Source organism: Streptomyces sp. NBC_00443 (genome assembly GCF_036014175.1).
Lineage (GTDB): Bacteria > Actinomycetota > Actinomycetes > Streptomycetales > Streptomycetaceae > Streptomyces.
Genome location: NZ_CP107917.1, coordinates 7258175 through 7284678 on the forward strand (window position 1 = coordinate 7258175; position 26504 = coordinate 7284678).

Annotated in this window: 21 protein-coding genes and 1 pseudogene; 5 read left to right on the forward strand and 17 right to left on the reverse strand. The window is 71.8% G+C overall.

Annotated features, from left to right (window positions below; all coding sequences use genetic code 11):
- Window positions 1–20: 20 nt before the first annotated feature.
- The 4 genes and pseudogenes from ectB to OHO27_RS33030 form a co-directional block, all read right to left on the reverse strand.
- Entirely contained in the window at window positions 21–1292 is a 1272-nt protein-coding gene (gene ectB / locus OHO27_RS33015; RefSeq protein ID WP_328428613.1) for a diaminobutyrate--2-oxoglutarate transaminase, read from the reverse strand.
- Window positions 1293–1323: 31 nt separating this feature from the next.
- On the reverse strand, window positions 1324–1830 hold the full coding sequence (gene ectA / locus OHO27_RS33020) for a diaminobutyrate acetyltransferase (protein ID WP_328428614.1): 507 nt from the start codon (window positions 1828–1830) through the stop codon (window positions 1324–1326).
- Window positions 1831–2136: 306 nt separating this feature from the next.
- Window positions 2137–2669: pseudogene (locus OHO27_RS33025) on the reverse strand (DinB family protein).
- A gap of 192 nt (window positions 2670–2861) precedes the next feature.
- A complete protein-coding gene (locus tag OHO27_RS33030) occupies window positions 2862–3962 on the reverse strand; it encodes a pyridoxal-phosphate-dependent aminotransferase family protein (protein WP_328430627.1) in 1101 nt (366 codons plus the stop codon).
- A 193-nt stretch (window positions 3963–4155) separates the two neighbouring features.
- Between OHO27_RS33030 and OHO27_RS33035 the strand changes: the two genes are divergently transcribed.
- From OHO27_RS33035 to OHO27_RS33055, 5 genes are all read left to right on the forward strand, one after another.
- Complete coding sequence (locus OHO27_RS33035; RefSeq protein WP_328428615.1) at window positions 4156–5004, forward strand: ABC transporter substrate-binding protein; 849 nt, start codon at window positions 4156–4158, stop codon at window positions 5002–5004.
- A 4-nt stretch (window positions 5005–5008) separates the two neighbouring features.
- Window positions 5009–5851 (forward strand): amino acid ABC transporter permease, encoded by an 843-nt coding sequence (locus OHO27_RS33040; protein WP_328428616.1) that lies wholly within the window; start codon window positions 5009–5011, stop codon window positions 5849–5851.
- Window positions 5848–6657 (forward strand): amino acid ABC transporter ATP-binding protein, encoded by an 810-nt coding sequence (locus OHO27_RS33045; RefSeq protein ID WP_328428617.1) that lies wholly within the window; start codon window positions 5848–5850, stop codon window positions 6655–6657. The genes OHO27_RS33040 and OHO27_RS33045 overlap by 4 nt, the downstream gene beginning before the upstream one ends.
- 21 nt (window positions 6658–6678) lie before the next feature.
- Window positions 6679–7773 (forward strand): amidohydrolase family protein, encoded by a 1095-nt coding sequence (locus OHO27_RS33050; protein ID WP_328428618.1) that lies wholly within the window; start codon window positions 6679–6681, stop codon window positions 7771–7773.
- Window positions 7774–8083: 310 nt separating this feature from the next.
- On the forward strand, window positions 8084–8989 hold the full coding sequence (locus OHO27_RS33055; RefSeq protein WP_328428619.1) for an SCO1860 family LAETG-anchored protein: 906 nt from the start codon (window positions 8084–8086) through the stop codon (window positions 8987–8989).
- 36 nt (window positions 8990–9025) lie between these two features.
- Here the strand turns inward: OHO27_RS33055 and cobC are convergent, their stop codons facing one another.
- The 13 genes from cobC to OHO27_RS33120 form a co-directional block, all read right to left on the reverse strand.
- Entirely contained in the window at window positions 9026–10099 is a 1074-nt protein-coding gene (gene cobC / locus OHO27_RS33060; protein ID WP_328428620.1) for an Rv2231c family pyridoxal phosphate-dependent protein CobC, read from the reverse strand.
- A complete protein-coding gene (locus tag OHO27_RS33065) occupies window positions 10089–11012 on the reverse strand; it encodes a sirohydrochlorin chelatase (RefSeq protein ID WP_328428621.1) in 924 nt (307 codons plus the stop codon). The genes cobC and OHO27_RS33065 overlap by 11 nt, the downstream gene beginning before the upstream one ends.
- Window positions 11009–11671, reverse strand: a complete 663-nt coding sequence (locus OHO27_RS33070) for a precorrin-8X methylmutase (protein ID WP_328428622.1) — start codon at window positions 11669–11671, stop codon at window positions 11009–11011. Before OHO27_RS33070 ends, OHO27_RS33065 begins: the two co-directional genes overlap by 4 nt.
- Window positions 11668–13371, reverse strand: a complete 1704-nt coding sequence (gene cobJ, locus OHO27_RS33075; RefSeq protein WP_328428623.1) for a precorrin-3B C(17)-methyltransferase — start codon at window positions 13369–13371, stop codon at window positions 11668–11670. The genes OHO27_RS33070 and cobJ overlap by 4 nt, the downstream gene beginning before the upstream one ends.
- Entirely contained in the window at window positions 13368–14603 is a 1236-nt protein-coding gene (cbiE, locus tag OHO27_RS33080) for a precorrin-6y C5,15-methyltransferase (decarboxylating) subunit CbiE (RefSeq protein ID WP_328428624.1), read from the reverse strand. The genes cobJ and cbiE overlap by 4 nt, the downstream gene beginning before the upstream one ends.
- Complete coding sequence (gene cobM, locus OHO27_RS33085; RefSeq protein WP_328428625.1) at window positions 14600–15418, reverse strand: precorrin-4 C(11)-methyltransferase; 819 nt, start codon at window positions 15416–15418, stop codon at window positions 14600–14602. The genes cbiE and cobM overlap by 4 nt, the downstream gene beginning before the upstream one ends.
- A gap of 62 nt (window positions 15419–15480) precedes the next feature.
- Entirely contained in the window at window positions 15481–16233 is a 753-nt protein-coding gene (gene cobI / locus OHO27_RS33090; protein ID WP_443059643.1) for a precorrin-2 C(20)-methyltransferase, read from the reverse strand.
- Window positions 16230–17690 (reverse strand): cobyrinate a,c-diamide synthase, encoded by a 1461-nt coding sequence (locus OHO27_RS33095; protein WP_328428627.1) that lies wholly within the window; start codon window positions 17688–17690, stop codon window positions 16230–16232. Before OHO27_RS33095 ends, cobI begins: the two co-directional genes overlap by 4 nt.
- A 4-nt stretch (window positions 17691–17694) precedes the next feature.
- Window positions 17695–18294 (reverse strand): cob(I)yrinic acid a,c-diamide adenosyltransferase, encoded by a 600-nt coding sequence (gene cobO / locus OHO27_RS33100; RefSeq protein ID WP_328428628.1) that lies wholly within the window; start codon window positions 18292–18294, stop codon window positions 17695–17697.
- Window positions 18294–20294 carry a putative cobaltochelatase gene (locus tag OHO27_RS33105; protein WP_328428629.1) on the reverse strand — a complete coding sequence of 667 codons (2001 nt, stop codon included), beginning with the start codon at window positions 20292–20294 and terminating at the stop codon, window positions 18294–18296. Before OHO27_RS33105 ends, cobO begins: the two co-directional genes overlap by 1 nt.
- Window positions 20291–23947, reverse strand: coding sequence for a cobaltochelatase subunit CobN (cobN, locus tag OHO27_RS33110; protein WP_328428630.1), 3657 nt, complete (start codon window positions 23945–23947; stop codon window positions 20291–20293). Before cobN ends, OHO27_RS33105 begins: the two co-directional genes overlap by 4 nt.
- Window positions 23944–25494 (reverse strand): cobyric acid synthase, encoded by a 1551-nt coding sequence (locus tag OHO27_RS33115; RefSeq protein WP_328428631.1) that lies wholly within the window; start codon window positions 25492–25494, stop codon window positions 23944–23946. The genes cobN and OHO27_RS33115 overlap by 4 nt, the downstream gene beginning before the upstream one ends.
- Window positions 25491–26432 (reverse strand): cobalamin biosynthesis protein, encoded by a 942-nt coding sequence (locus tag OHO27_RS33120; protein WP_328428632.1) that lies wholly within the window; start codon window positions 26430–26432, stop codon window positions 25491–25493. Before OHO27_RS33120 ends, OHO27_RS33115 begins: the two co-directional genes overlap by 4 nt.
- Between the last annotated feature and the right edge of the window lie 72 nt (window positions 26433–26504).

Below are 26504 nucleotides of genomic sequence, written 5' to 3' on the forward strand. Positions count from 1 at the left end.
GATGCCTCCTAGATGGTGTTTCAGATGGTTTCCCGCACGGCGCGGGCGAGGATGCTGAGTCCCTCGTCCAGCTCGTCCGGGGTGATCGTGAGTGCCGGAAGCAGCTTCACGACCTCGCTCTCGGGGCCCGACGTCTCGATGAGCAGGCCCAGCTCGAAGGCGCGCTTCGCCACTCGTCCGGCGCGCTCCTTGTCGTGGAACTCCAGGCCCCACACGAGCCCGCGACCGCGGTACTCCCGGACGTCGGCGAGGTTCTCCTCGGTGATGGAGATGAACGCCTGCTCGATCTGCTCGCCGCGCTTGCGGGTCTGCTTCTCCATCGCGGACCCGTCCGTCCAGTACGTCTCCAGCGCGGCGGTGGCGGTGACGAAGGCGGGGTTGTTGCCGCGGAAGGTGCCGTTGTGCTCGCCCGGCTCCCAGATGTCCAGCTCGGGCTTGAACAGGCACAGCGACATGGGCAGTCCGTAGCCGCTGATGGACTTGGACACGGTGACGATGTCCGGGGTGATGCCCGCCTCCTCGAAGGAGAAGAAGGCACCGGTACGGCCGCAGCCCATCTGGATGTCGTCGACGATGAGCAGCATGTCCTGCCGCTCGCACAGCTCGGACAGGGCGCGCAGCCACTCCGCGCGGGCGACGTTGATGCCGCCCTCGCCCTGCACGGTCTCCACGATCACGGCGGCGGGCTTGTTGAGTCCGGAGCCCTGGTCCTCCAGGAGCCGCTCGAACCACAGGAAGTCCTCGACCGTGCCGTCGAAGTAGTTGTCGAACGGCATCGGCGTGCCGTGCACGAGCGGGATGCCCGCCCCGGCCCGCTTGAAGGCGTTGCCGGTCACGGCGAGGGAGCCCAGGGACATCCCGTGGAAGGCGTTGGTGAAGGACACGATGGACTCGCGGCCCTTCACCTTCCGCGCCAGCTTGAGCGCCGACTCGACGGCGTTGGTACCCGTGGGGCCCGGGAACATGACCTTGTACGGCAGGTCACGCGGCCGCAGCACGATGTTCTGGAAGGACTCCAGGAAGGCGCGCTTGGCACTCGTCGACATGTCGAGCCCGTGCGTGACGCCGTCGCGCTCCAGGTAGTCGATCAGGGCCCGTTTCAGCACCGGGTTGTTGTGCCCGTAGTTCAGCGAGCCCGCGCCGGCGAAGAAGTCCAGGTACTCGTGGCCGTCCTCGTCGTACATACGGCTGCCGCGCGCGCGGTCGAAGACGGTGGGCCAGCCGCGGCAGTAGCTGCGCACCTCGGACTCGAGGGTCTCGAAGACGCTGAGGTCGGGCTGGGTGATGGTCACGACGAATCGCTCCTCGTTGCGTGGGGGGAAGTCAGAGGGAGAGGGGACCGATGCGGTAAAGCACTTCCGGGTCGTGCGGTCCGTCCGGAAAAAGGCTTGTGGGGAACAGCACCTCCCGCTCCAGAGCGGCGCTGTGCCGCTCGGCGAAGGCGCCGAACAGGCGTTCGGAGGCGGTGTTGCCGGGTGTGATGGTGGTCTCGACGCTCGTGACGCCGTACTCGCCACCGACCCGTGCGACGAGCCCGTCGAGCAGCGCGGCGGCGATGCCGCGTCCGCGATAGGCGTCGTCCACGGCCACCTGCCAGACGAGCAGGGTGTGCGGACGCTCCGGCCGTACGTATCCGGTGACGAAGCCGACCGGCTCCCCGTGCTCGTCGCGGGCGACGGCCGACGTGCCGGCGAAGTCGCGGCACCACAACAGATAGCTGTACGACGAGTTGAGGTCGAGGGCCTTGGAGTCGCGGGCAATCCGCCACAGCGCGGCTCCGTCGGCCACCGCCGGTCGGTCGATTTGCAGGTCTGCTTGTGCGGCAGTCATGCGAATTGAATTTACCGAGGGAAATTCAAAATTGCATTGCCCTCAGGGGTTACGTATGAGCGTCGGGTGTGTTATCACGCGGGCGTGAGTGATACCGCTTAGGGGGTGGGATACGCCCGAATTTGCCCGGCTAATCCACCTCAAAACGGTCACGATGTGGAACGCGTCACAGCCATGTAACTCCCACGAGACCTGCCCGAATTACGTCGGTTGGCGTTCGCGAAATCTGTGCGTTTAGGTCCAGAGAAAGCGGGCAGAAGAAGATGGGAAGCTACCCCTTTAGGAATTCCTGGAATTACGTTGAATTCAGGCTCCGGTAACACCGTCGATGCACTCTCGCAGAATGTCGGCGTGACCGTTGTGCCGCGCGTACTCCTCGATCATGTGAATCAGCACCCACCGCAGACTGACCTCCACCCCGGCCATCGCCCCGCCCTGGATCAGCCCGGCACTCCCCAGCCCCCGCCCGGCACACACCTCCCGGCCCCGAGCGATCTCCCGCCGCCAGGCCGCGAGCGCCTCACCGATCCCACGCCCGGGTTCGAGGCCGTACCCGCTCTCGTTCCCGTCCCCGAACACGGGCCGCACGTCCAGCCCCCGACCACCCGCTGGAACCAGTTCCGCTCACACTCCGCGAGATGCTGTACCAGCCCGAGCAACGTCAGCCCCGACGGCTCGACGGAGGCAAGCCGCAGCTGCGCGTCGTCCAGCCCCGCACACTTCAGCTCCAGCGTGGCCCGATGGAAGTCGAGCCAGCTCTCGAGCATGGGCCGCTCGTCGCCGGTCATGAGGGGGATGGGGCGGCCGTCGGGGAGGCGGGTGGGCGCGTCGGTAGCCATGGGGGGAGCATGGCGCAGTTCTGTTCGCCTCGCGGGGCCGGTCGAGGCATTTCAGCCCGTCTGGGGGTGCCCCCTCTGGGGGAGTTTGAGGACGAGGCCGTTCAGGCCGATACGGGGGTCCGGGGGCGGAGCCTCCAGGTTCGGGACGGGAAGGGGCGGCGGGGGCGAGGGGCGACGGGCCCCGGCCGACGACTACCGCCAGGCGTCCTCCACCGCACGCAACGCCCCCTCGACATCCACCCTCAGCCCCGTCTCCGCCAGCGCAGCCCCCAGCGCCGCCACACACCCCCGCACCGCCCCGACCGTCGCATCCACCCCGTAGTGATTGACCCGGATCATCTCCTTGGCCAGCGCCCCGCCCCCCGCGGCCAGCGGCAACGCAGGGTCGGTCACCAGCGCCCGAGCCACCACCTCCGACGCCACCACCCCCTCGGGCACCCGAAGCGTCGTGGCGACCGGCGCCGCGTCCCGGACGTCGTGCACATACGGCTCCAGGCCTCCACCCAGCGCCACCGCCCCGGCACGGGTGGACAGCGCGGCGGCCCGGTGCCGGCCCATCACCGCGTCCAGCCCGTCCGCCTCGATCCGCTCCACGCAAGCCTCCAGCGCCAGCATCTCCAGCTGGGCCGGCGCGTGCAGCAGAGCCTTCCGGCCCCCGTCGACCCACCGCTGCTTCCAGTCCAGCAGCGACAGATACGACCGCCGCGGCGCCCGCGGATTCGCCGCCATCCGGGCCCACGCCCGCTCACTCACCGACACCGCCGACACCCCGGCAGGACCGCCCATCGCCTTCTGCGCCCCGATCACGCACAGGTCGACGCCCCAGGCGTCCGGCAGCACCGGCTCGGCACCGATCGATGCCACCGCGTCCAGGTAGAACAGCGCCCCGTGCGCCCGCACGACCTCACCGATCCCGGCCACGGGATTGGTGTTGCCGGTGGCCGCCTCCGCGTGCACCAGGGATACGAAGTCGATCTCGGGGTGCTCGGCGAAGGCCGACCGGATCTGATCGGCCGTGACCGCCGTGTGGAAGGGCACCGCCAGATCGATCACGGTCGCGCCGCAGTCCCGCAGCCAGTCCCCGAAGGTCTGCCCGTACGGCCCGGTGATCACGTTCAGCGCGGTCGTACCGGGCCCGGCCGCCCCCCGGATCGCCCCCTCCAGCGGCAGCAGCGCCTCACCCTGCATGATCACGACGTCCTGCCCGGTCCCGAGCAGCCGGGCCACCCGGTCCTCGATCGCGGCGAATCGCGCTGCGCTCAGCGGGGCCAGGTCCAGGAAGGGGTGGTTCACGGCGGGGCTCACGTCGCTCTCTCAGCTCTACTCGGGTCCGCAGATGGACGTGACGAGCGTAACCGGGCGCCCCAACACCCCATCCGGCTCCCGACTTCTTAGGTCAAACAGCCCCCTAACCATCAGTTGTGTTTGAGGACCTCAAACCTCTCCTTATAATCGGAAGCTACAGTTCCCTCACAGGAGGCTCCCCGTGAAGACGACCTTCGGGCGCCGGACCCGCATTCTGGCCGCCACCACCGCGACGGCCGGGCTGGTGCTCGTGGCCGGCTGCTCCTCCGACGACAGCGGCGGCAGTGGTACGAAGACGGCCGCCGGCGGTGTCGAAGTCGTCAAGGCGGGCCAGCTCACCACCTGCACCCACCTGCCGTACCCGCCCTTCCAGTCGGAGATCGACGGCAAGGTGCAGGGCTTCGACGTCGCCCTCATCGACCTGGTCGCGGACGACCTGGGCGTGAAGCAGACGATCGTGGACCAGCCCTTCGAGAACTTCAAGACGGGTGGCTCCCTCAACGCCGGCAGCTGCGACCTCGCCGCCGCCGGCATGACGATCACCGAGGAGCGCAAGAAGAACGTCGACTTCTCGGACCCGTACTTCGAGGCCACCCAGGCCGTCCTCGTCGACAAGAAGAGCGGCATCTCCTCCTTCGCGGACCTCAAGGGCAAGAAGGTCGGCGCCCAGGCGCAGACGACCGGCGAGGACTACGCCAAGAGCAAGGGCCTGGACCCCGTCTCCTTCGAGTCCTCCGACGCCGTCATCAACGGCCTGCGCACCGGCCAGGTCGAAGCGGTCGTCATCGACTACCCGGTCGTCCAGGGCTGGCTGAAGGACAAGGCCAACGCCGCCGCCTTCGAGGTCGCCGAGCAGATCAACACCGGTGAGCAGTACGGCTTCACGGTGAAGAAGGGCAACGCCAAGCTCCGCGAGGCCATCAACAAGGCCATCGCGGACGCCAAGGCCGACGGCACGTACAAGAAGCTGTACGAGCAGTGGATCGGCCCGTACGACGAGTCCGCCGCCTCTGCCTCGCCCGCCGCCTGACCCCATGGCCGACACAGACGTACAACTGCAGCCGAAGCAGCCCAGGAAGAAGGGCCTGACCCGGCGTCAGAAGCGCAGCCTGTCACGCGGCATCCAGTACGTCGTCTTCGTCGCGGCCGTGATCGCCTTCGCGGTCGCGGCCGACTGGGGGCGGCTGCAGAACCAGTTCGCGCAGGGCGACATCGCCGAGCAGATGTTCCCGGACGTCATCACGCTCGCGCTGAAGAACACCGTGCTCTACACCCTGTCCGGCTTCGTCGTCGGACTGGTCCTCGGCATGGTGATCGCGCTGATGCGGCTGTCGTCCGTGGGGCCGTACCGCTGGCTCGCCGGGATCTACATCGAGATCTTCCGCGGGCTGCCCGCCCTGCTGATCTTCATCTTCATCGGTGTCGCCGTGCCGCTGGCCTTCCCCGGCACGGAGATCCCGGGCGGCACCTACGGCAAGGTCGCGCTCGCGCTCGGCCTGGTGGCGGCCGCCTACATGGCGGAGACGATCCGCGCGGGCATCCAGGCGGTGCCCAAGGGGCAGCTGGAGGCGGCGCGCTCGCTCGGCTTCTCGCCCGCCCGCGCCATGATCTCGATCATCATCCCGCAGGCCTTCCGGATCATCCTCCCGCCGCTGACCAACGAACTCGTCCTGCTCTTCAAGGACTCCTCGCTGGTGCTGTTCCTCGGGGTGACGCTGGAGGAGCGGGAACTGTCCAAGTTCGGCCGTGACCTGGCCAGCCAGACCGCCAACTCCACGCCGATCCTGGTCGCGGGCCTGTGCTACCTGCTGGTCACGATCCCGCTCGGCTTCGTCGTACGCCGCATGGAGGCGAAGGCCCAGGAGGCCGTGAAATGAGCGAGAGCCTTTCCAAGGCCGGCCCGGAGATCGAAGTCCGCGGCCTGCACAAGTCCTTCGGCGACAACGAGGTGCTGCGCGGCATCGACCTGGAGATCAACCAGGGCGAGGTCGTGTGCGTCATCGGCCCGTCCGGCTCGGGCAAGTCGACGCTCCTGCGCTGTGTGAACCTGCTGGAAGAGCCCACCAAGGGCCAGGTCTTCGTCGGCGGCGCCGAGCTCACCGACGAAGACGTCGACATCGACGCCGTACGCCGCCGGATCGGCATGGTCTTCCAGCAGTTCAACCTGTTCCCGCACCTCACGGTGACCGAGAACCTCACGCTGCCGCAGCGCCGGGTTCTCAAGCGGGGCAAGGCCGCGGCCGCGAAGGTCGCCGCCGAGAACCTGGAGCGGGTCGGCCTGTCGGAGAAGGCGACGGCGTACCCGTCCTCCCTCTCCGGCGGCCAGCAGCAGCGCGTCGCCATCGCCCGCGCCCTCGCGATGGGCCCCGCGGTGATGCTGTTCGACGAGCCGACGTCGGCGCTGGACCCGGAGCTGGTGGGGGATGTCCTCGCGGTCATGCGCATGCTCGCCGACGAGGGCATGACGATGATGGTCGTCACCCACGAGATGACCTTCGCGCGCGAGGTCGCCGACCGGGTCGTCTTCATGGACGGCGGAGTGATCGTCGAGGACGGCACCCCCGACCAGGTCATCGGCAACCCGCAGCACGAACGCACCCGCCACTTCCTGTCCCGCCTCCTCGACCCGGCGATGGCCGAGGTGGAGGAGGAGACCTCGGACCAGGTGGGCAAGAACGACTAGCCGGTCACTAAGGTGCGGTGCATGAGCGATCGCGGGGTTGTGCTGCACCTGAAGGGCCGGGTCCTCGTCGGACCGGACGACGTCCGGGACGAGCTGTGGGTCGTCGACGGCCGGATCTCCTACGACCGTCCCGTGGGCGCGCGCGACGTACGGACCGTCGAGGGCTGGGCCCTGCCCGGCCTGGTCGACGCGCACTGCCATGTGGGCCTCGGCGCGCACGGCCCGGTCGACGACGACATCGCGGAGAAGCAGGCACTGACCGACCGCGAGACGGGCACCCTGCTGATCCGCGACGCCGGTTCGCCCTCCGACACCCGCTGGATCGACGACCGCGAGGACCTACCGAAGATCATCCGGGCCGGCCGGCACATCGCCCGCACCCGCCGCTACATCCGCGGCTACGCCCACGAGATCGAGCCGGAGGACCTGGTCGCCTACGTCGCCCAGGAGGCCCGGCGCGGCGACGGCTGGGTCAAGCTGGTCGGCGACTGGATCGACCGCGACCTCGGGGACCTCGCGCCCACCTGGCCGCGCGAGGCGGTCGAGGCGGGCATCGCGGAGGCACACCGGCTGGGCGCCCGCGTGACGGCGCACTGCTTCGCCGAGTCCTCGCTGCGCGACCTGGTCGAGTCGGGCATCGACTGCATCGAGCACGCCACGGGTCTCACGGAGGACCTGATCCCCCTGTTCGCCGAGCGCGGGGTGGCGATCGTCCCCACCCTGGTGAACATCGCGACCTTCCCGAAGCTGGCCGACGGCGGTGAGTCCAGGTACCCCCGCTGGTCGGCCCACATGCGCCGGCTCCACGAACGCCGCTACGACACGGTCCGCTCCGCCTACGACGCGGGCATCCCCGTCTTCGTCGGCACGGACGCGGGCGGCACGCTGCCGCACGGCCTGGTGGCCGCCGAGGTCGCGGAACTCGTCACCGCCGGCATCCCCGCGGTCGAGGCCCTCGCGGCGACCACCTGGTCGGCCCGCACCTGGCTCGGCCGCCCGGGCCTGGAGGAGGGCGCGGCGGCGGACCTCGTCGTCTACGAATCCGACCCGCGGGCCGACGTACGCGTGTTGGCGGCGCCGCGGCGGATCGTGCTGAACGGGCACGTCGTCGGTTAGCCGCCGGCCCGTTCCGCGAAGACCTGCAGGGCGACTTGAAGGGTCCTCGCGTCGTGCCCCCTGTTGACGCAGCGTAACCGCAGGTCGCTCCGTGCCGTCGCGCACTCCGTCCCCCGCACCGGCGCGTCAACGTGCGCGCTCGCACAGAAGGGGGTACGGGGGTGACTTCGAGGAACATCCGTGCCCAGGGAATCGAAAGCATTCACGGGAGAGTCACGTTGGAGTGAAGTCCTGGCGGATTGCTGACTCTTCACTCTCAGTACGCAATTCTTGCCGGGTCCCGAGCAAGTCCTCTCTGGGGGTCCCCACCTTGAACGGCAAGAACTTCCGCCTGCCCGCACGCCGTCTCGCCACCGTCGCGACGGCCACCGCCCTGACCGCCGGTCCCGTGGTCCTGGCCGCGGGCCCCGCGCACGCGACCGGCGACGAGGGCCGCGCGAGCGCCGTCGTGCTCCGTACGGGGCTCGACGTCTCTCTGCTCAACAAGACCGTGAACGTCCCGCTCGCGGTCTCGCTCAACGAGGTACAGGCGCCGCAGAGCGCCGAGAAGGAAACGCTGACGGCCGAGCTGAACGGCGTGGACGGCGGAAAGCCGTTCAGCGTGCTGAGCGCCGAGGTCGCCTCGTCGAAGGCCACGGTCGAGGGCGGCAAGGCCGAGGGGTACACCAACCTCGCCCACGCCAAGGTCCACGTCCCCGGTCTGCCGCTGCTCTCGCTGATCGAGGTCGGCCAGGTCACCTCCAAGGCGACCTGCGAGGCAGGCAAGAAGCCGACGGCCTCGTCCAACCTGCTGGGCGACGTCACCGTGCTGGGCAAGAAGATCACGCTGACCGCCGGCGGCACCACGAACGTCCAGGTACCGGGCGTCGGTGACGTGCGGCTGGACTACTCCAAGACGGAGAACACCTCGGACACGGCCGCCGCCACCGCCCTCGAACTCAAGGTGTCCGTCAACCCGTTGAAGCTGAACGTCGCCGAGGTGGAGGGCACTCTGACCCTGGCCAAGGCCACCTGCGAGACCCCGGCCGCGCCCGAGGAGGAGGCCGCCCCGAGCACCGAGCCGGCCGGCGACGTGAAGCCCCAGGGCGAGGCCGCCGACGAGGGCCTCGCCGAGACCGGCGGCAACTCCATGACCCCGTACATCGCGGGCGGCGCGGTCGCGCTCCTCGTCGCGGGCGGGGGAGCGGTGGCGCTGGCGCGGCGCGGCCGGAGCTGACCGGGTACGGCACGCTGGAGCGGGTGCCGACCCGGCTCAGCCCCGCGCGAGAGCCATCGCCCGTTCCAGCGCCCGCAGAAAGCGGCTGACCGTCGCCCGGTCCCGCACCGCCAGCCGCAGCCACTCCTCGCCGAGCCCGGGGAAGGTGTCCCCGCGCCGGACGGCGAACCCGAGGCCGCGCAGGTGCTGCCGTACGGCGGTGGCCCTCGGCAGCCGTACGAGGACGAAGGAACCCTCGGCGGGCTCGATCACCCGGAGTCCCGCCGACGCGAACTCGCCGAGCCCGGCGACGAGATGGGCGCGATCGGCGGCGATGAGGTGAGCCGCGTGGGCCGCCTCCGCCAGCGCCTGTGGTGACACGCACGCCTCGGCGGCGGCGAGCGCGGGCGTGGAGACCGGCCACAGGGGCTGGGCGCGCTCCAACTCGGCGATGGTCTCCGGGGCGGCCAGGACATAGCCGATCCGCAGCCCGGCCAGCCCCCACGTCTTGGTGAGGCTGCGCAGCACCACCAGACCCGGCACGTCGGTCCGCCCGGCCAGCGCCTCCCGCTCGCCCGGCACCGCGTCCATGAACGCCTCGTCCACCACCAACGTCCGCCCGGGACGCGCGAGTCCGGCGACGGACGCGGCCGGGTGCAGGACCGACGTGGGGTTCGTCGGGTTGCCGATGACGACCAGGTCGGCGTCCTCGGGCACCAGAGCCGGGTCGAGGCGGAAGCCGTCCTCCTCGCGCAGCAGCACCCGGTCGACGGTGTGGCCCGCGTCCCGCAGCGCCGCCTCCGGCTCCGTGAACTGGGGATGCACTACGACCGGCCGGACCACCTTCAGTGCCCGTGCCAGCAGCACGAACGCCTCCGCCGCCCCCGCCGTCAGCCGCACCCGCTCGGCCGGCAGCCCGTGCCGCGCCGCCACCGCCGCCCGCGCGGCCCGCCCGTCGGGGTAGGCCGCGAGGGAGCCCAGCGACTCGGCGATGCGCTCGCGCAGCCAGACCGGTGGCGTGTCCGCGCGGACGTTCACGGCCAGGTCGACGAGCGCAGCGCCGTCGTCACGGACCTCGGCGTCGCCGTGGTGCCGCAGGTCGTGCCCCGGACCGGGTGTCTCAGTGGGCATGCGAGTGGGCGCCATGGTGATGGTGGTGGTGACCGTGGTCGTGGCCGTCGTCGTCCGGGTGGAAGTGCGGCTGCTGCGGCATGCCGACCTTGTCCTCGAAGCCGGGCAGCGCGATGCGGTACACGCACGAGTCGCAGTTCATCCGCAGATCGCCCTTCAGGGCCTCCTCGTACCGCTCCATGACCAGATCCAGCAGCTCCGGCTCCGGACCGATGACGTCCGCGGAACGCACCTCGATCTCTGGGTGCGCGGCCGCCCAGCCCTCCGTCTGGTGCCGCACGCGGTCCGGCAGGATGCCGGTGAAGAGGAAGTAGGGCAGTACGACGATCTTCCGCGCGCCCAGCTTCACGCACCGGTCGAGCCCGCTCGGCACGTCCGGCGCCGCCAGCGACACGAACGCCGTCTCCACGCCCGCGTACCCGCGCCCCTCCCACAGCAGCCGCGCCGCCTTGTGCACCTCGGCGTTGGCGTCCGGGTCGGTCGAACCGCGCCCGACCAGCAGCACGGTGACGTCCCCCCGGCCCTGCGGGTCACGCCCGCCCAGCGCCTCGTCGAGCCGCCGCTCCAGCACGTTCAGCAGCGACGGATGCGGGCCCAGCGGGCGGCCGTAGGTGTACGAGATCCCGGGGTGCCGTTCCTTCTCGCGGGCGAGCGCGGCCGGGATGTCGCCCTTGGCGTGTCCGGCGGACACCAGCATCAGCGGCACGGCGGCGAAGCGGCGGACGCCCTGCTCGACCAGTTCGGTGACGGCCTCGCCCAGGGGCGGCGGGGAGAGCTCGATGAAGCCGCCCGCGACGGGCAGTTCGGGGTGGCGGCGCCCCAGCTCCCGTACGAAGTCGCGGAACGCCTCGGCTCCGGCCTCGTCCCGGGTGCCGTGACCGGCGATGAGCAGGGCGGGCGGCGGGGTGGTCACGATTTCTCCTCGGAATGCGAATCAGAATGCGAATCAGAATGCGAATCAGAATGGGGATCGGAATGGGGATCGGGGTGCGGAACAGGGTGCGAAAGGGGGTGGTACAGCAGGGCGTTGAGCGCGGCAGAGGCGACCGCCGAACCGCCCTTCTCGGACACGTTGCTCACGGCAGGAAGCCCGCTCTCGCGCAACGCGGCCTTGGACTCGACCGCGCCGACGAAGCCGACGGGCAGCCCGATGACGAGCGCCGGGGCGGCGTCCAGGGTCAGCAGCTCCTCCAGCGCGGTCGGCGCGTTGCCGATCACCCAGAGCGCGCCGGGGCCGACCTGCTCGTACGCCAGCCGGATGGCATGCGCCGAACGCGTCAGCCCGGGACCGGCCACCGCGTCCCTGAGCTGGCAGACGGTCTCCCGCCGGGTGATCCCGGCCGCCACCATCTCGACGTCCACGACGACGGGCGCCCCGGCATGCAGCGCGGCATGCGCCTTCTCCAGCTCGCCCTCCTCCATGACGAGATCGCTCGCGTAGTCGAGGTCGGCGGCGGAGTGGATGACCCGCTCCACCACGGCCCGGGTCAGCGGCGGGAAGTGCGAGGTGTCCAGCCGGGCGCGCAGCCGCCGGTAGGACTCCTCCTCGATCGGATGGACGACGCGGTTCACTCCGCTCCCTCCTGCGATGCCTGCCAGCGGTAGCCGCGCGGCGTCACCATGCGACCCGCGATGTCCCGGGTCGCCGTGTTGCCCACGGTCACGACCGTCATCATGTCGACCGTCGCCGGGTCGAGGGCGCCCAGTGTCGTGACCCGACTGGACTCGTCCGGCCGCGACGCGTTCCGTACGACACCGACCGGCGTGGTCGGCTTCCGGTGCTCGGCGAGGATCGCGAGGGCCTTGGGCAGCTGCCAGTCCCGGCCCCGGGAACGGGGGTTGTAGAAGGTGACCACGATGTCCGACTCGGCCACGGCCCGCACCCGTCGTTCGATGACCTCCCACGGCGTGTGCAGGTCGGAGAGGCTGATGGACACATGGTCGTGGCCGAGCGGGGCGCCCAGGATCGCGGCGGCGGCGAGTGCGGCGGTCACACCCGGCACGCCGATCACGTCGATGTCGTCGGACGCCTCGGCGAGCGCGGGGGAGGCCATCGCGTACACGCCCGCGTCCCCGCTGCCGATCAGCGCGACCGCCTGCCCCTTGCGGGCCTCCTCGACAGCCGTGCGCGCCCGCTCCTCCTCGGCACCGAGCCCCGACTCCAGGACCCGGGTGCCGGGCCGCAGCAGGTCGCGGATCTGGTCGACGTACTGGTCGAGCCCGACGAGCACGGAGGCGCGGCGGAGTTCCGCCTTCGCACGCGGCGTCAGCAGGTCCCGCGCGCCCGGCCCGAGCCCGACGACCGCGAGCCGCCCGCGCCCCGGGCGCCGTACGACAGCACAGGTCGCCATCGCGGGCAGCCCGTCGGCGCGCTCGGACTTCCGCTTCGGGACGAGGAGTTCACCGCCGCGCACGAGTGCGGCGGCCTCGGCGACCGAGGGCGTGCCGACGGCGGCGAGGGGCGCGTCGGAGGGGTTGGGGACCTCGACGCCCGCGAGCTGCTCGGCGGAGTAGGTCACCACCGGCACCCCGAGCCGCTCGGCGGCCGCCACGATGCCGGGCTCGCCGGCCTTGGCGTCGACGGTGGCGAGTTCGGCGAGGGACTTGAGGGAGAGGCCGGCCTCTCCGAGCGTGCTCTCGACCAGCCCGAGCACCTCGTCGACGGGGGCGCCCTTGGACGCCCCGACGCCGACGACCAGGGACGGCGGGCGCAGCACGACCTCGCGCTCGGCGACGCCCTCGATGAGCCGATCCGTCACACGGACGACGTACGCCCCCTCGGCGCCGGCTCGCAGCGGCGGCAACGGCCAGGCCACCTCGGCCCGCAGCGCCACCGGCTCCCCGTCGAGCAGCGCCCGTGAGACCCCGGCGACATCGCCCTCCACCGGCAGCCCGAGCGTGTCCAGACCGGGCACCCCGACGGCATCGGTCGCCGTCGTCACCACGGGCTCGGCCCCCAGCAACTCCCCGACCTGCCGGGCGAGTTCATTGGCTCCGCCGCCGTGCCCGCCGACCAGCGACACGGCGAACCGCCCGCCCTCGTCGACGCACACCACACCCGGGTCGGTCGCCTTGTCGCCCAGCAGCGGCGCGACGAGCCGTACGACGGCCCCTGTCGCCAGGAAACACACGAGCTGCTCGCACTCGGCGAACGCCCGCCGCACGGCGTCCCCGACGGGACCGTCGTACACGCGCACCCGGTCCGGCCACGCCGTGACCAGCCGGTCCCGCGCAGCCGCCCCCGCCGCGGTGGCGGAAATGAGGCCGATCACTGGGTAACTCCCTCTCGGTACACGGGGCTTCTGGCACCCCACAGCAGAAATACGGGATTGGTCGCCGCGAGCCGGGTCACGTCCCCCGGCAGCGGGGCGAGCCGCGACGACTGCAGCAGCACCCCGTCGCAGGAGAACCCGGCACCGGTGAGTGCCTCGCGAGCGGCGGGCACCCGGTCGAGCGCGGCCATGGCGACGACGACCGTCCGCCGCGCCCGACGCGCGCACGCGGTGACGATGGCGGGCAGCTCACGCCCCCCGCCCCCGACGAACACCGCGTCCGGATCGTCGAGGTCGGACAGGACGGTGGGCGCCGCCCCGTGCACCACGTGCACGTCGACGCCGTGCGCGGCGGCGTTGGCGCGGATCCGCTCCACCCCGTCCCGTGCCTTCTCGACGGCGACGGCCGCCGCGCCGAGCCGGGCGCACTCCACGGCCACCGAGCCGGAGCCCGCGCCGATGTCCCACACCAGGTCGCCGAGCCGTGGGCCCAGCAGGGCCAGGGCCAGGGCCCGCACCTCGAACTTGGTGATCATCGAGTCGCGGTGCGCGAAGTCGGCCTCGTCCAGGGCCCATCGGTCGGGCCCCGGCGCCGGACCGGCCACCGTACGCACCGCGCCGACGGCCCGCTCGGGGTCCAGGCACAGCACCACGCTCACCGCCGTACCCCAGTCGCGGCCGGCGGCCTCGGCGGGCGTCACCCGCTCCACGCGCTCGCGCCGAGGATCGCCCAGCGCTGAGGCGACGACCAGGACCCGCCCGGTGTGCCGCAGCGCCGCGCCCAGCTCGGCCGGCCCGGCACCCGGCCCGGTCAGCACCGCCACCTTGGGGTGCGCCCGGCACACGTTCACCGCTGTACGCGGCTCGCGCCCGTGTGCGCTCACCACCACCGCGTCGTCCCACGGCAGCCCGACCCGCGCGAACGCGGCGGCCACCGAGGACACCCCGGCACGCACATCCAGCCGCTCGGACCCGAACCGCTCGGCCAGCGCCCGCACGATCCCCAGGAACCCCGGGTCGCCCGAGGCGAGCACCACCACGGGCCGCTCCTTCTCGACGTACTCCGCGATGGTGTCGAGGGCAGGCGCCAGCGCCCCGAGCACGACCCGCTCCACGTCGGCGGGCAGCCGTACGGCGTCCAGATGCCGCCGCCCGCCGACGACCAGCTCGGCCCCGGCGAGGACGTCCTCGGGAACCGGCGCTCCCGTCCCCGTGCCGACGACGGTGATCACGTACTGGCTCCCCGCTCGCGCAGCGCCCTGCGCGCCTGCGGGTCCGCCTTGCGGTACCCGTGGAAGTGGCCGGGGTGGTAGAGGTGCGAGCGCGTGCCGTGCGCGTCGAGGGCGGGGCCGACCAGGAACAGGGTGTGCTTCCAGAGCTTGTGCTCCTTGACGGTCTCCTCCAGCGTCTCGATCGTGCACTTCACGACGAGCTCCTCGGGCCAGGTCGCCTGGTAGGCGACGACGACCGGCGTGGACGTCGGATACCCGCCCTCCAGCAACTCCCGTACGAGCTGCCCGCTGCGGGCGGCCGACAGGAAGATCGCCATGGTCGTGCCGTGCTTGGCGAACTCCCTGACCTCCTCCCCGGGCGGCATCGGCGTCTTGCCGCCACCGAGCCGGGTGAGGACGACGGACTGCGCGACCTCGGGGATGGTCAGCTCGCGCCCGGCGAGCGCGGCGACGGCGGAGAAGGCGGAGACCCCGGGCACGACCTCGGTCTCGACGCCGATCACGGCACACCGGTCGAGCTGCTCCTGCGTGCCGCCCCAGAGGGCGGGGTCACCGGAGTGGATGCGGGCGACCTTGAGGCCGTCGGCGCGGGCGCGCTCGTACACGGCGACCACGTCTTCGAGGGACATGGTCGCCGAGTCGAGGATCTCGGCGTCCTCGCGCGCGTGCTCGAGGACCTCCGCCTGGACCAGGCTGGCCGCCCAGATCACGACGTCCGCCTCGGCGATGGCACGCGCGGCACGGAACGTCAGCAGATCGGCGGCGCCGGGGCCGGCACCGACGAAGGTCACCTTGCCGGTGGGGGCATCGGCCATGGGAATTCGGTCCTCTCCTACAGGGGTCGGCAGGGGTCGGTGTGCGGGGCGTGGGACCGGCGTCAGAGCTTGCCGCCCCGCCCGCCGTCGCGCCGGGCGGGCGCGATGAGGGTCGAGAGGTAGGGCAGGGCAGAGCCGTCGAGGTCGGCGGCCGGCTGGATCGACTCCTCCGTCAGCCCCAGCGCCGACCCCCACACCGCGTCCTCGATCCGCCCGGTCTCCCGCAGGGCCGCGGCGACCTCACCCGCCTGCCGGCCGAACTTGTAGGCGACGACGGTCCCGGGCCCACTGAGAGCTTCTTTGAGCACCGTCGCCCCCGCGGTCACGGGCACGAGCGTGAGCGGCTCGGTCCCCTCGGTGAGAACGGCGCCCGACCTCGCGGCGAGGTCCTGCATGGCGGTGATGCCGGGGACGGTCTCGATGACGGTGCCGGGCACCGCCTCGACGATCGTCTGCGCGAGATAGGTGAACGTGGAGTACACATTGGGATCGCCGATGGTGGCGAAGGCGACCGCGCCATGCTGCTTGAGCAGCTCGGCGACCCGCTCACCCGCCGCGTCCCAGGCGGCCTCGCGCCGAGCACGGTCGGTCCGCTCGTTCAGCGCGAACACGACCCGAACCACCTTCTCCTCGGGCACGTAGTGCAGCACGGTGGCCTCGGCCCGCCCACGCTCACCCCCATCATTTCCATCAGATGCAGCCATGACGGGTACGACGACCGCGTCGGCCTCGCGCAGAGCGTTGACGCCCTTGACGGTCACCAGCTCCGGATCGCCGGGACCGACCCCGACTCCGATCAACCTGCTGCTGCTCATGACGTCCGGCACCTCTCCACGAACCGACGGGCGACACCGGGCTCTGCGGCCCAGTGCGTGTGCAGATAACTCGCGTGCACGCCCTGCTGTACGAAACCTTCGACCCGCCGCAGAGGGGACCTGACCCCCCAGGCGGGAGCCGTCCCCGAGCCGGGCTCGACGACGGTCCGATGAAACTCGTGTGCCCGCATCCGCGTCCCGGTCGCCGCCAGCACACTGTCACTCACGGCGACCGCGTCCCGATACCCCAGCGTCAGCCGCTCGCTCATCCGCGCGGTCACGTCGAGCACCCCGCACATGGGCTGCCCGTCGAGCTCCCGGCTCAGATAGAGCAGCCCCGCACACTCCGCGGCCACCGGGGCACCGCTCTCCGCGAGGGCGGCAACGGCCTTGCGCAGCGGCTCGTTGGCGGACAGCTCAGCGGCGTACACCTCGGGAAACCCGCCACCGATCACCAGGCCCCGCGTGCCGTCGGGCAGTTGCCCGTCCCGCAGCGGATCGAAGGGCACGACTTCGGCACCGGCGGCGGCGAGCAGTTCGGCGTGCTCGGCGTAGGAGAAGGTGAACGCGGACCCTCCGGCCATGGCGACCACCGGCTTCTCAGGCATTTCAGCCCGTCCGGAGCTCGAGGACGAGGCCCTTTCGGGGCCGAAAGGGGGGTCTGGGGGCGCAGCCCCCAGGTTCGGGACGGGAAGGGGCGGCGGGGGCGAGGAGTCGAGGACCTCAGCCGCGTCCCAAGCCGCACCCGACACCACACCCGCACCCCGAGCCAGCCCGTGCAACGCGTCCAGGTCGCACCCCGCCGCAACCTGCGCGGCCATCGCCGCCACAGCCTCCACCGCCTCCCCCCGCCGCTCGGCAACCGGCACCAGCCCCAGATGCCGCGACGGCGTATCCACCTGAGCCACCCGCCGCAGCACCCCCAGCACAGGCACCCCGGCCGAGTCCAACGCCTCCCGCAGCAACTCCTCGTGCCGATCCGAAGCGACCTTGTTCAAAATCACGCCCCCGACCCGCACCTCCGGATCCCAGGACGCGAACCCGTGCACCAGCGCCGCCACGGACCGCGACTGCGACGAGGCGTCCACGACGAGCACGACCGGCGCCCGCAGCAGCTTCGCCACATGCGCCGTGGACGCCAGCTCACCCTCCCCGGCGGCCCCGTCGTACAGCCCCATCACGCCCTCTACGACGGCGATGTCACACCCACGCGCCCCGTGCAGGAACAACGGCCCGACCAGCTCCGGCCCGCACAGATACGCGTCGAGATTCCGCCCCACCCTCCCGGTCGCGAGCGCGTGATACCCGGGATCGATGTAGTCCGGCCCGACCTTGTGCGGGGACACGGCAAGCCCCCGCGCGGCGAACGCGGCCATCAGCCCTGTGGCAACGGTGGTCTTGCCGCTGCCGGAGGAAGGCGCGGCAATGACCAGCCGGGGGACGGAGGAGGATGTCACGCGATCACCACTCGATGCCTCTCTGGCCCTTCTGGCCGGCGTCCATGGGGTGCTTGACCTTGGACATGTCGGTCACGAGGTCGGCGAGGCCGACCAGCTTCTCGGGCGCGTTCCGCCCGGTGATGACCACGTGCTGGGTCCCCGGCCGGTCACGCAGCACGGAGACGACCTCGTCGGTGTCCACCCACCCCCAGTGCATGGGGTAGGCGAACTCGTCGAGCACGTACAGCTTGTACGTCTCGGCGGCCAGGTCCCGCTTGACCTGTTCCCAGCCCTCCCGGGCCTTGTCCTCGTTGTCCATCTGGGCGTCCCGCTGCACCCAGGACCACCCTTCGCCCATCTTGTGCCAGTCCACCGTCCCGCCCTGCCCGGACGCCCCCAGCACCCGCAGCGCGTTCTCCTCGCCGACCTTCCACTTCGCCGACTTGACGAACTGGAACACCCCGACCGGCCACCCCTGATTCCAGGCGCGCAGAGCAAGCCCGAATGCAGCGGTCGACTTGCCCTTGCCGATCCCCGTGTGCACGACCACCAGAGGCCGATTACGACGCTGACGAGTCGTCAGCCCGTCGTCCGGCACGACACTCGGCTGTCCCTGAGGCATTACGCGGCCCTCCTCTGTACGTCCTTCACCAGGCCGGCGATGGACTCCGCCCGTAGCTCGTCCAGCGTCACCGCCGTACCGCCGAGCTCACCCGCCAGCTGCCCCGCCAGCCCCAGCCGCACGGGCCCCGACTCACAGTCGACGACCACGGACGCGACACCCTCGGCCGCGAACAACCGGGCCGCCCGCCCCGCGAGCGCGACCGGCTCGGGACCGCCCGTGGCCCGCCCGTCGGTCACCACCACGACCAGCGCCCGCCGAGCCGGATCCCGCAGCCGCTCCACCCGCAACACCTCGTGCGCCTTCAGCAGCCCGGCCGCAAGCGGCGTACGCCCACCGGTCGGCAACGACTCCAGCCGAACCGCGGCGGCATCCACCGACGACGTGGGCGGCAGCGCGACATCGCCCGCCGTGCCCCGGAACGTCACCAGCCCCACCTTGTCCCGCCGCTGATACGCGTCCAGCAACAGCGACAGGACAGCACCCTTCACGGCACTCATCCGCTGCCGGGCCGCCATCGACCCGGAGGCGTCCACGACGAACAGCACGAGATTGCCCTCGCGCCCTTCCCGGACAGCCTGCCGCAGATCGTCCCGCCGCACGACGAGACCCCGCCCGGACCGCCCCCGCGCCCGCTGATGCGGCGCCGCGGCCTGAACCGTCGCAGCCAAGTGCAGCTTGGTGAGCGCCCCTCGGGGCCGCCGAGCGCCCGTCGTCCGCCCATGCTCGGTCCGCGCCCGCGAACGCCGCCCGGCGGCACCCTCGCCGAGGCCGGGCACGCTCAGCACCTTCGTCCGGAAAGGCTCGGACGCCCGCGCGGGAGTCTGCTCCCCGGCCCCGGAAGCCTGCGGCTCTCCGTCCTCACCGGCCTCGGGCCGCGCGCCTGAGTCCGCGCCCTGCGGCCCGTCGGACTCCGACGGCGGCTGTCCGCCACCCCCGCCGGGCCCGTCGGGATCGGGATCCTCGTCGCTCTCGTCGCTCTCGTCGGCACCGGAGAACTCCTCCAGCGTCTCGTCGAGCTTGTCCTCGTCCAACCCGGGCGCGTCGAAGGGGTTGCGGCGCCGACGGTGCGGCAGCGCCAGCAGCGCCGCCTGCCGGACGTCCTCGGCGAGCACATCGGTGCGCCCGGCCCACGCGGCCAGCGCGGTGGCCGTACGGGCCATCACGATGTCGGCCCGCATGCCGTCCACCTCGAAGGCCGCGCAGGTCGCCGCGATCTGCCGCAGCGCCCCGTCGCCGAGCCGTACCGAGGGCAGCAGCTCCCGTGCGGCGACGATGCGTCGACGCACAGCGGCCTCGTCGTCCGCCCACCGCGCGGCGAACCCGCCCGGATCGTCGTCGTACGCGAGCCGCCGCCGTACGACCTCCACCCGCTGCTCGGGCTCCCGCGAGGCGGCGACCTCGACGGTCAGCCCGAACCGGTCGAGCAACTGCGGCCGTAGTTCGCCCTCTTCGGGGTTCATGGTCCCGACGAGCAGGAAACGGGCCGCGTGCCGGACCGACACACCCTCCCGCTCCACGTACGACGCACCCATCGCCGCCGCGTCCAGGAGCAGGTCGACGAGGTGGTCGTGGAGCAGGTTGACCTCGTCGACGTACAGGATTCCGCGGTGGGCGTCCGCGAGCAGCCCGGGCTCGAAGGCCTTCACGCCCTCGGCCAGCGCACGTTCGATGTCCAGCGCGCCGACCAGCCGGTCCTCGGAGGCACCGACGGGGAGTTCGACCATGCGTGCGGGGCGCTGGGAGCCGGCCCCTGCCTCGTGCGGCCCGTCGGGGCACGCGGGGTCGGGGGCGCCCGGGTCACAGGAGAAACGGCACCCGGCGACCACCGGAACCTCCGGCATCAGCGCCGACAGCGCCCGTACCGCCGTCGACTTGGCGGTGCCCTTCTCGCCGCGCACCAGCACACCGCCGACCGCCGGGGAAACGGCGTTCAGCAGCAGCGCGAGCCGCAGGTCGTCCTGGCCGACAACGGCCGTAAAGGGAAAGGGAGTTGTCACTGGTCGTCGCCCTCCAAGTCGCCTTCGAGCTCCAGGTAGGTGGCGCGCAGCCGCTCCAGCGTCTCGGCGTCCGGCTCGGCCCACAGCCCGCGGTCGGCGGCCTCCAGGAGCCGCTCGGTGACGCCGCGCAGCGCCCACGGGTTTGACTTCTTCATGAAGTCCCGGTTCTCCGGGTCGAAGACGTACTCGGCACTGAGCTTCTCGTACATCCAGTCGTCGACCACGCCCGCGGTGGCGTCGTACCCGAAGAGGTAGTCCACGGTCGCCGCCATCTCGAAGGCGCCCTTGTAGCCGTGCCGGCGCATGGCCGCCATCCAGCGCGGGTTGACCACCCGGGCGCGGAACACCCGGTGTGTCTCCTCGCCCAGTGTCCGCGTCTTCACCTGGTCCGGTACGGCACTGTCGCCCACGTACGCCTCGGGGTTCGCGCCCGTCAGGTGTCGCACCATGGCGACCATGCCGCCGTGGTACTGGAAGTAGTCGTCGGCGTCGACGAGGTCGTGCTCGCGGGTGTCGACGTTCTTCGCGGCGACGGCGATCCGCTTGAACGCGGTCTCCATGTCGCCGCGCGCCGCCTGCCCGTCGAGCCCGCGCCCGTAGGCGTAGCCGCCCCAGACGGCGTACACCTCGGCGAGGTCGGCGTCGGAGCGCCAGTTGCGGGCGTCGATCAGCGGCAGCAGGCCGGCCCCGTAGGCGCCCGGCTTCGAGCCGAAGATACGGGCCGTCGCGCGCCGCCGGTCGCCGTGCTCGGCCGTGTCCTCGTCGGCGTGCGCCCGCACGTAGTTCCGGTCGGCGGGCTCGTCCAGTTCGGCGACCTTGCGGACCGCGTCGTCGATCAGCCCCACCACGTGCGGGAACGCGTCCCGGAAGAAGCCGGAGATACGCACCGTGACGTCGATGCGCGGCCGGCCGAGCTCCTCCAGGCCGATGACCTCGAAGCCGGTCACCCGGCGCGAGGCGTCGTCCCAGACCGGACGGCAGCCCAGCAGTGCGAGGATCTCGGCGATGTCGTCGCCCTGGGTGCGCATCGCGGACGTGCCCCAGACGGTCAGGCCGACCGACTTCGGGTACTCGCCGGTGTCCTGGAGGTACCGCGCGACCAGCGAGTCGGCGAGCGACTGCCCGACCTCCCAGCTCAGCCTGGACGGAATGGCCTTGGGGTCGACGGAGTAGAAGTTCCGTCCCGTCGGCAGCACGTTGACCAGCCCGCGCGTCGGCGAACCGGACGGCCCCGCCGGGACGTAACCGCCGTCGAGCGCCTTGAGGATGTGGCCGATCTCGTCCGTCGTACGGGCGAGACGCGGCACGACCTCGTTGCAGGCGAACTCCAGCACGGCGACGGCGTCGGGGAGTTCGGTGCCGAGGACGTCACGGATCAGCGAGCGGCTCTCCGTAACCGCCCAGCCGCGCTCCTCCATGCCCTCCGCGATCCGCCGGCACAGCTGCTCCAGCAGGTCGATCGCGTCGGCGGCCGTGCGCGAGGGGCCGTCGACCAGATCCGACAGCTCCACCGGCACCTTCAACGGTGCGCCCGGCTCGCCCAGCAGCTCCTTCTCGTCGAGCCCGAAGTGAGCGGCCAGCGAGGCCCGCAGGCCCGGCAGGGCGTTGGCCTGCCCGCCCCACACCTGCGAGGCGCGCAGCACGGCCAGCACGAGGTTGACCCGCGCTTCGTCGACCGGGCCGCCGCCGAGGATGTGCAGCCCGTCGCGGATCTGCACGTCCTTGATCTCGCACAGATAGCCGTCGATGTGCATGACGAACTCGTCGAAGTCGTCGTCGTCCGGCTGGTCGTCGACATGCAGGTCGTGATGGAGTTCGGCCGCCTTGACCAGCGTCCAGATCTGCGCGCGCACCGCCGGGGCCTTCGTCGGGTCCAGGTCCGAGACGAGCGCGTACTCGTCGAGCAGCTGCTCCAGCTTGGCCAGGTCGCCGTAGGTGTCGGCGCGTGCCATCGGCGGCACCAGATGGTCGACGACGGTGGCGTGTCCGCGCCGCTTGGCCTGGGTGCCCTCGCCCGGGTCGTTGACGATGAACGGGTAGATCAGCGGCAGGTCCCCGAGGACCGCGTCCGGCCCGCAGCCGCCGCTGAGCCCCAGCCCCTTGCCCGGCAGCCACTCCATCGTGCCGTGCTTGCCCATGTGGACGATCGCGTCGGCGCCGAAGCTGTTGTCCAGCCACCTGTACGCCGCCATGTAGTGGTGCGACGGCGGCATGTCCGGGTCGTGGTAGATCGCGATCGGGTTCTCGCCGAAGCCGCGCGGCGGCTGGATCATCACGACGACGTTCCCGAACTGCAGCGACGCGAGGACGACGTCGTCCCCGTCCACGTACAGCGACCCCGGCGGTTCGCCCCACGCCTCCAGCATGCCGTCCCTGAGCTCGGGGTCGAGCTTGTCGAACCACGCCTGGTAGTCGGCGAGCGGCACGCGCGCGGGCGCCGCGGCCAGCTGGTCCTCGGTGAGCCACTCGACGTCGTGCCCACCCGCCTCGATGAGCCGGTGGATCAGCTCGTCGCCGTTGTCCGGGTACTCGGTGAGGCTGTACCCGGCGTCCCTGAGCGCATCCAGCACCCGCACCGCCGAGGCGGGCGTGTCGAGGCCGACCGCGTTGCCGACCCGCGAGTGCTTGGTCGGGTAGGCGGTGAAGACGAGCGCGAGCTTCTTGTCGCCGTTCGCCTTGTGCTTCAACTGGGCGTGCCGTACGGCGATCCCGGCGACGCGCCCGGCCCGCTCCGGGTCGGCGACGTACACGGGCACGTCGTCCGGGCCCTGCTCCTTGAAGGAGAACGGCACGGTGATGAGCCGCCCGTCGAACTCCGGGATAGCGACCTGCATCGCCGCGTCCATGGGGGAGAGGGCGGCGTCGGACTCGTCCCACGCGGCCCGCGAGGAGGTCAGGCAGAGTCCTTGCAGCACCGGCACGTTCAGCTCGGCGAGCCGGCCGATGTCCCACGCCTCCTCGTCACCGCCCGCCGACGCCTGCGAGGCGTGCGTGCCGCCGGCCGCGAGGACGGTGGCGACCAGGGCGTCGGCCTTGCCAAGGAGCTCGTACAGCTCCGCGTCCGCCCCGCGCAGCGAACCGCAGTACACGGGAAGGGCGTTGGCGCCCCGAGCCTCGATGGCGTCGCACAGGGTGTCCACGAAGCCGGTGTTGCCGCTCAGCTCATGGGCCCGGTAGAAGAGCACGCCGACGGTCGGACGGCCATCGACGAGGGGCCGCTCGCCATGGACGCCGTACTCCGGCATCTTCTGCGGCTCGACGAACCCCTCGCCCGTCAGCAGCACGGTGTCGGAGAGGAACCGCGCGAGTTCGGTGAGGTTGCCGGGCCCGCCCTCGACGAGGTACCTCAGCGCCTCGGCCACCACACCGGCCTGCACGGACGACTCGGCCATCAACTCCGCGTCCGGGACGACCTCGCCGCCGAGCAGCACGGTCGGGATGCCCGACGCCTTCAGCGCGGCGAGCCCGTCCTCCCAGGCCCGCTTGCCGCCCAGCAGGCGTACGACGGCGATGTCCGAGCCCTCGATGAGCGCGGGCAGCTCCTCGGCGACGTCCACGCGGGTCGGATTGCCGATCCGGTACGAGGCACCGGAAGCGGCCCTGGCCGCCAACAGGTCCGTGTCGGCGGTCGACAACAACAACACAGTGCTCATGCGGGCGCTCCCGGTGGAATGAAAGGCAGTCCTTGCGGCGCGCCCGACTCGATGAGCCGCCAGAGCGCGTCCGTGTCAGCGTGCTGTTCGATCAGGTCGCCGAGCCGGTCGAGCTGCTCCTCGCGCAGCGCGGCGAACGAAGTGTCGGGGGCCGGCACGAAGCGGCGGCCCGCGGCGGCGGCCACCTCGCGCAGGAAGGCCCGCCGGAAACCGTCCGACTCCAGCGAGCCGTGCCAGTGCGTGCCCCAGGTCTGGCCGACCCGGCAGCCGTCGAGGAAGGGTTCCCCGCCATGGATCTCGGCGACCCCGTGGTGGATCTCGTACCCCGCGACCTGCTCGCCGAGGGCTTCTCCCACCGGCCGGGTGAGGGTCTTCTCGCGGGCGAACCGCACCCGGACGGGCAGTACGCCGAGGCCCTCCACATGCCCGCGCCGGCTCTCGACGTCGTCCTCGATGTGCTCGCCGAGGACCTGGAAGCCGCCGCAGATGCCGAGGACGGGCCGTCCTTCGGCGACCCTGCGCTTCAGGGCCTTTGCGAGCCCCCGCTCGCGCAGCCACTCCAGTGCCCGGACCGTTCCCCGGGTCCCCGGAATCACCACGAGGTCGGCGTCGGCCAGCTCCTCTGGCCGGTCCACGAACCGCACCACGACACCGGGTTCGGCGGCCAGGGCGTCGACGTCGGTGAAGTTCGACATCAGCGGAACGGCACAGACGGCGACCCGCAGCACGTCCTCGCCGACGGGCGGGGCGACGTTCGACTCCCGCACGGTCCCGCGCAGGGACACCCGCAGCCCGTCCTCCTCGTCGATGCCGAGGCCGTGCTGGAAGGGGAGGACGCCGTAGGTGTGCCGCCCGGTGAGGCCGTGCAGCATGTCGAGCCCCGGCTCCAGGAGGCTGACGTCCCCGCGGAACTTGTTGACCAGGAACCCGGCGACGAGCGCCTGGTCCTCGGGCGAGAGGAGGGCGACCGTCCCGAAGAAGGAGGCGAACACGCCCCCGCGGTCGATGTCACCCACCACCAGCACGGGCAGCCCGGCATTGCGGGCGATCCCCATGTTGACGATGTCGGTCCGCCGCAGATTGATCTCGGCCGGAGAGCCGGCCCCCTCACAGATCACCGCGTCATACGTGCCCCGCAACTCGGCGAGACAGTCGAGCACGGTCCCGAGCAGCTGCTCCTGCCGTCCGCCGTGCAGCCTCTTCCCGGGGGACGACCCCCCAGACCCCCCGAAGAAACCGCGCGCGCTCAGCTCACCCACCGGCTTGCCCAGCAGCACGACCTGACTGCTCTGCTCCCCACCGGGCTTGAGCAGCACGGGATTCATCAGCGCGGTCGGCTCGACCCGGCACGCCTGTGCCTGCATGGCCTGCGCCCGCCCGATCTCGGCGCCCTCACGCGTGACGAACGAGTTGAGGGACATGTTCTGCGCCTTGAACGGCGCGACCTTCACTCCCTGCCGCACCAGCCACCGGCAGATCCCGGCGGTGACGACGCTCTTGCCGGCGTCGGACGTGGTGCCGGCGACGAGGAGACCACCGCCCGTCATGAGGTACGTCCCTTCGCGATACGGCGCGCGGCGACACAGACGCCGAGCGCCAGCCAACCGACGCGCTTCGACAGCCGTACGGCCCGTTCGATGTCCTGCGTGCCGACCGTCCGCCCAGCCCCGTTCAGCACGGGGCGATGCTCGACCCGTCCGCCGTACGACAGCGTCCCGCCCAGCCGCACCCCGAGCGCCCCCGCGAACGAGGCCTCCACGGGCCCGGCGTTGGGGCTCGGATGCTTGGCGGCGTCGGCGCGCCACGCTCGTACCGCCCCACGGGGGTCACCTCCGGCGACGGCGGCGAGTACGGCGGTCAGCCGGGATCCCGGCCACCCCGCCACGTCGTCGAGCCGCGCCGAAGCCCAGCCGTAGCGCCGGTACTTGGGCGACTTGTGCCCCACCATCGCGTCGAGCGTGTTCACGGCCCGGAACCCGACCAGCCCGGGCACGCCTGCCACGGCGCCCCACACCAGCGCCCCCACGACCGCGTCGGAGGTGTTCTCGGCGACGGACTCCACGACCGCCCGCGCGATCCCGTCCGCGTCCAGCGCCTGCGGATCCCGCCCGCACAGATGCGGCAGCCGGGCACGTGCGCCCTCGATGTCCCCCGCTTCCAGCGCCTGCCCGATGACCCGGGCCTCCCGGGCGAGCGATGTCCCCCCGACGACCGCCCAGGTGGCGGCGCCGGTCAGTGCGACGGCGGTGGCGGGGGACGTACGTACGAGACGAGTTGCGGCGGCACCGAGCGCCACGGCGCCACCGGCGCACACGGCGGTGTGCAGCGCACCCCATGCGCGGTGGTCGCGCCACAACGCCCGTTCCACGGCAGCGGCGGTCCGCCCGAACACGGCGACCGGATGCCCTCGGCGAGGATCGCCGAGCAGCAGATCACCGAGAAGTCCGGCGGCGGCGCCGTACGCGAAGATGCGATCGGCACGCATCGGGGTCAGCCGATGGTCGAGTCAGACGAGGGTCCGGTTCTGCATGTCGATCGGCAGGCGAGCATCGCGTTA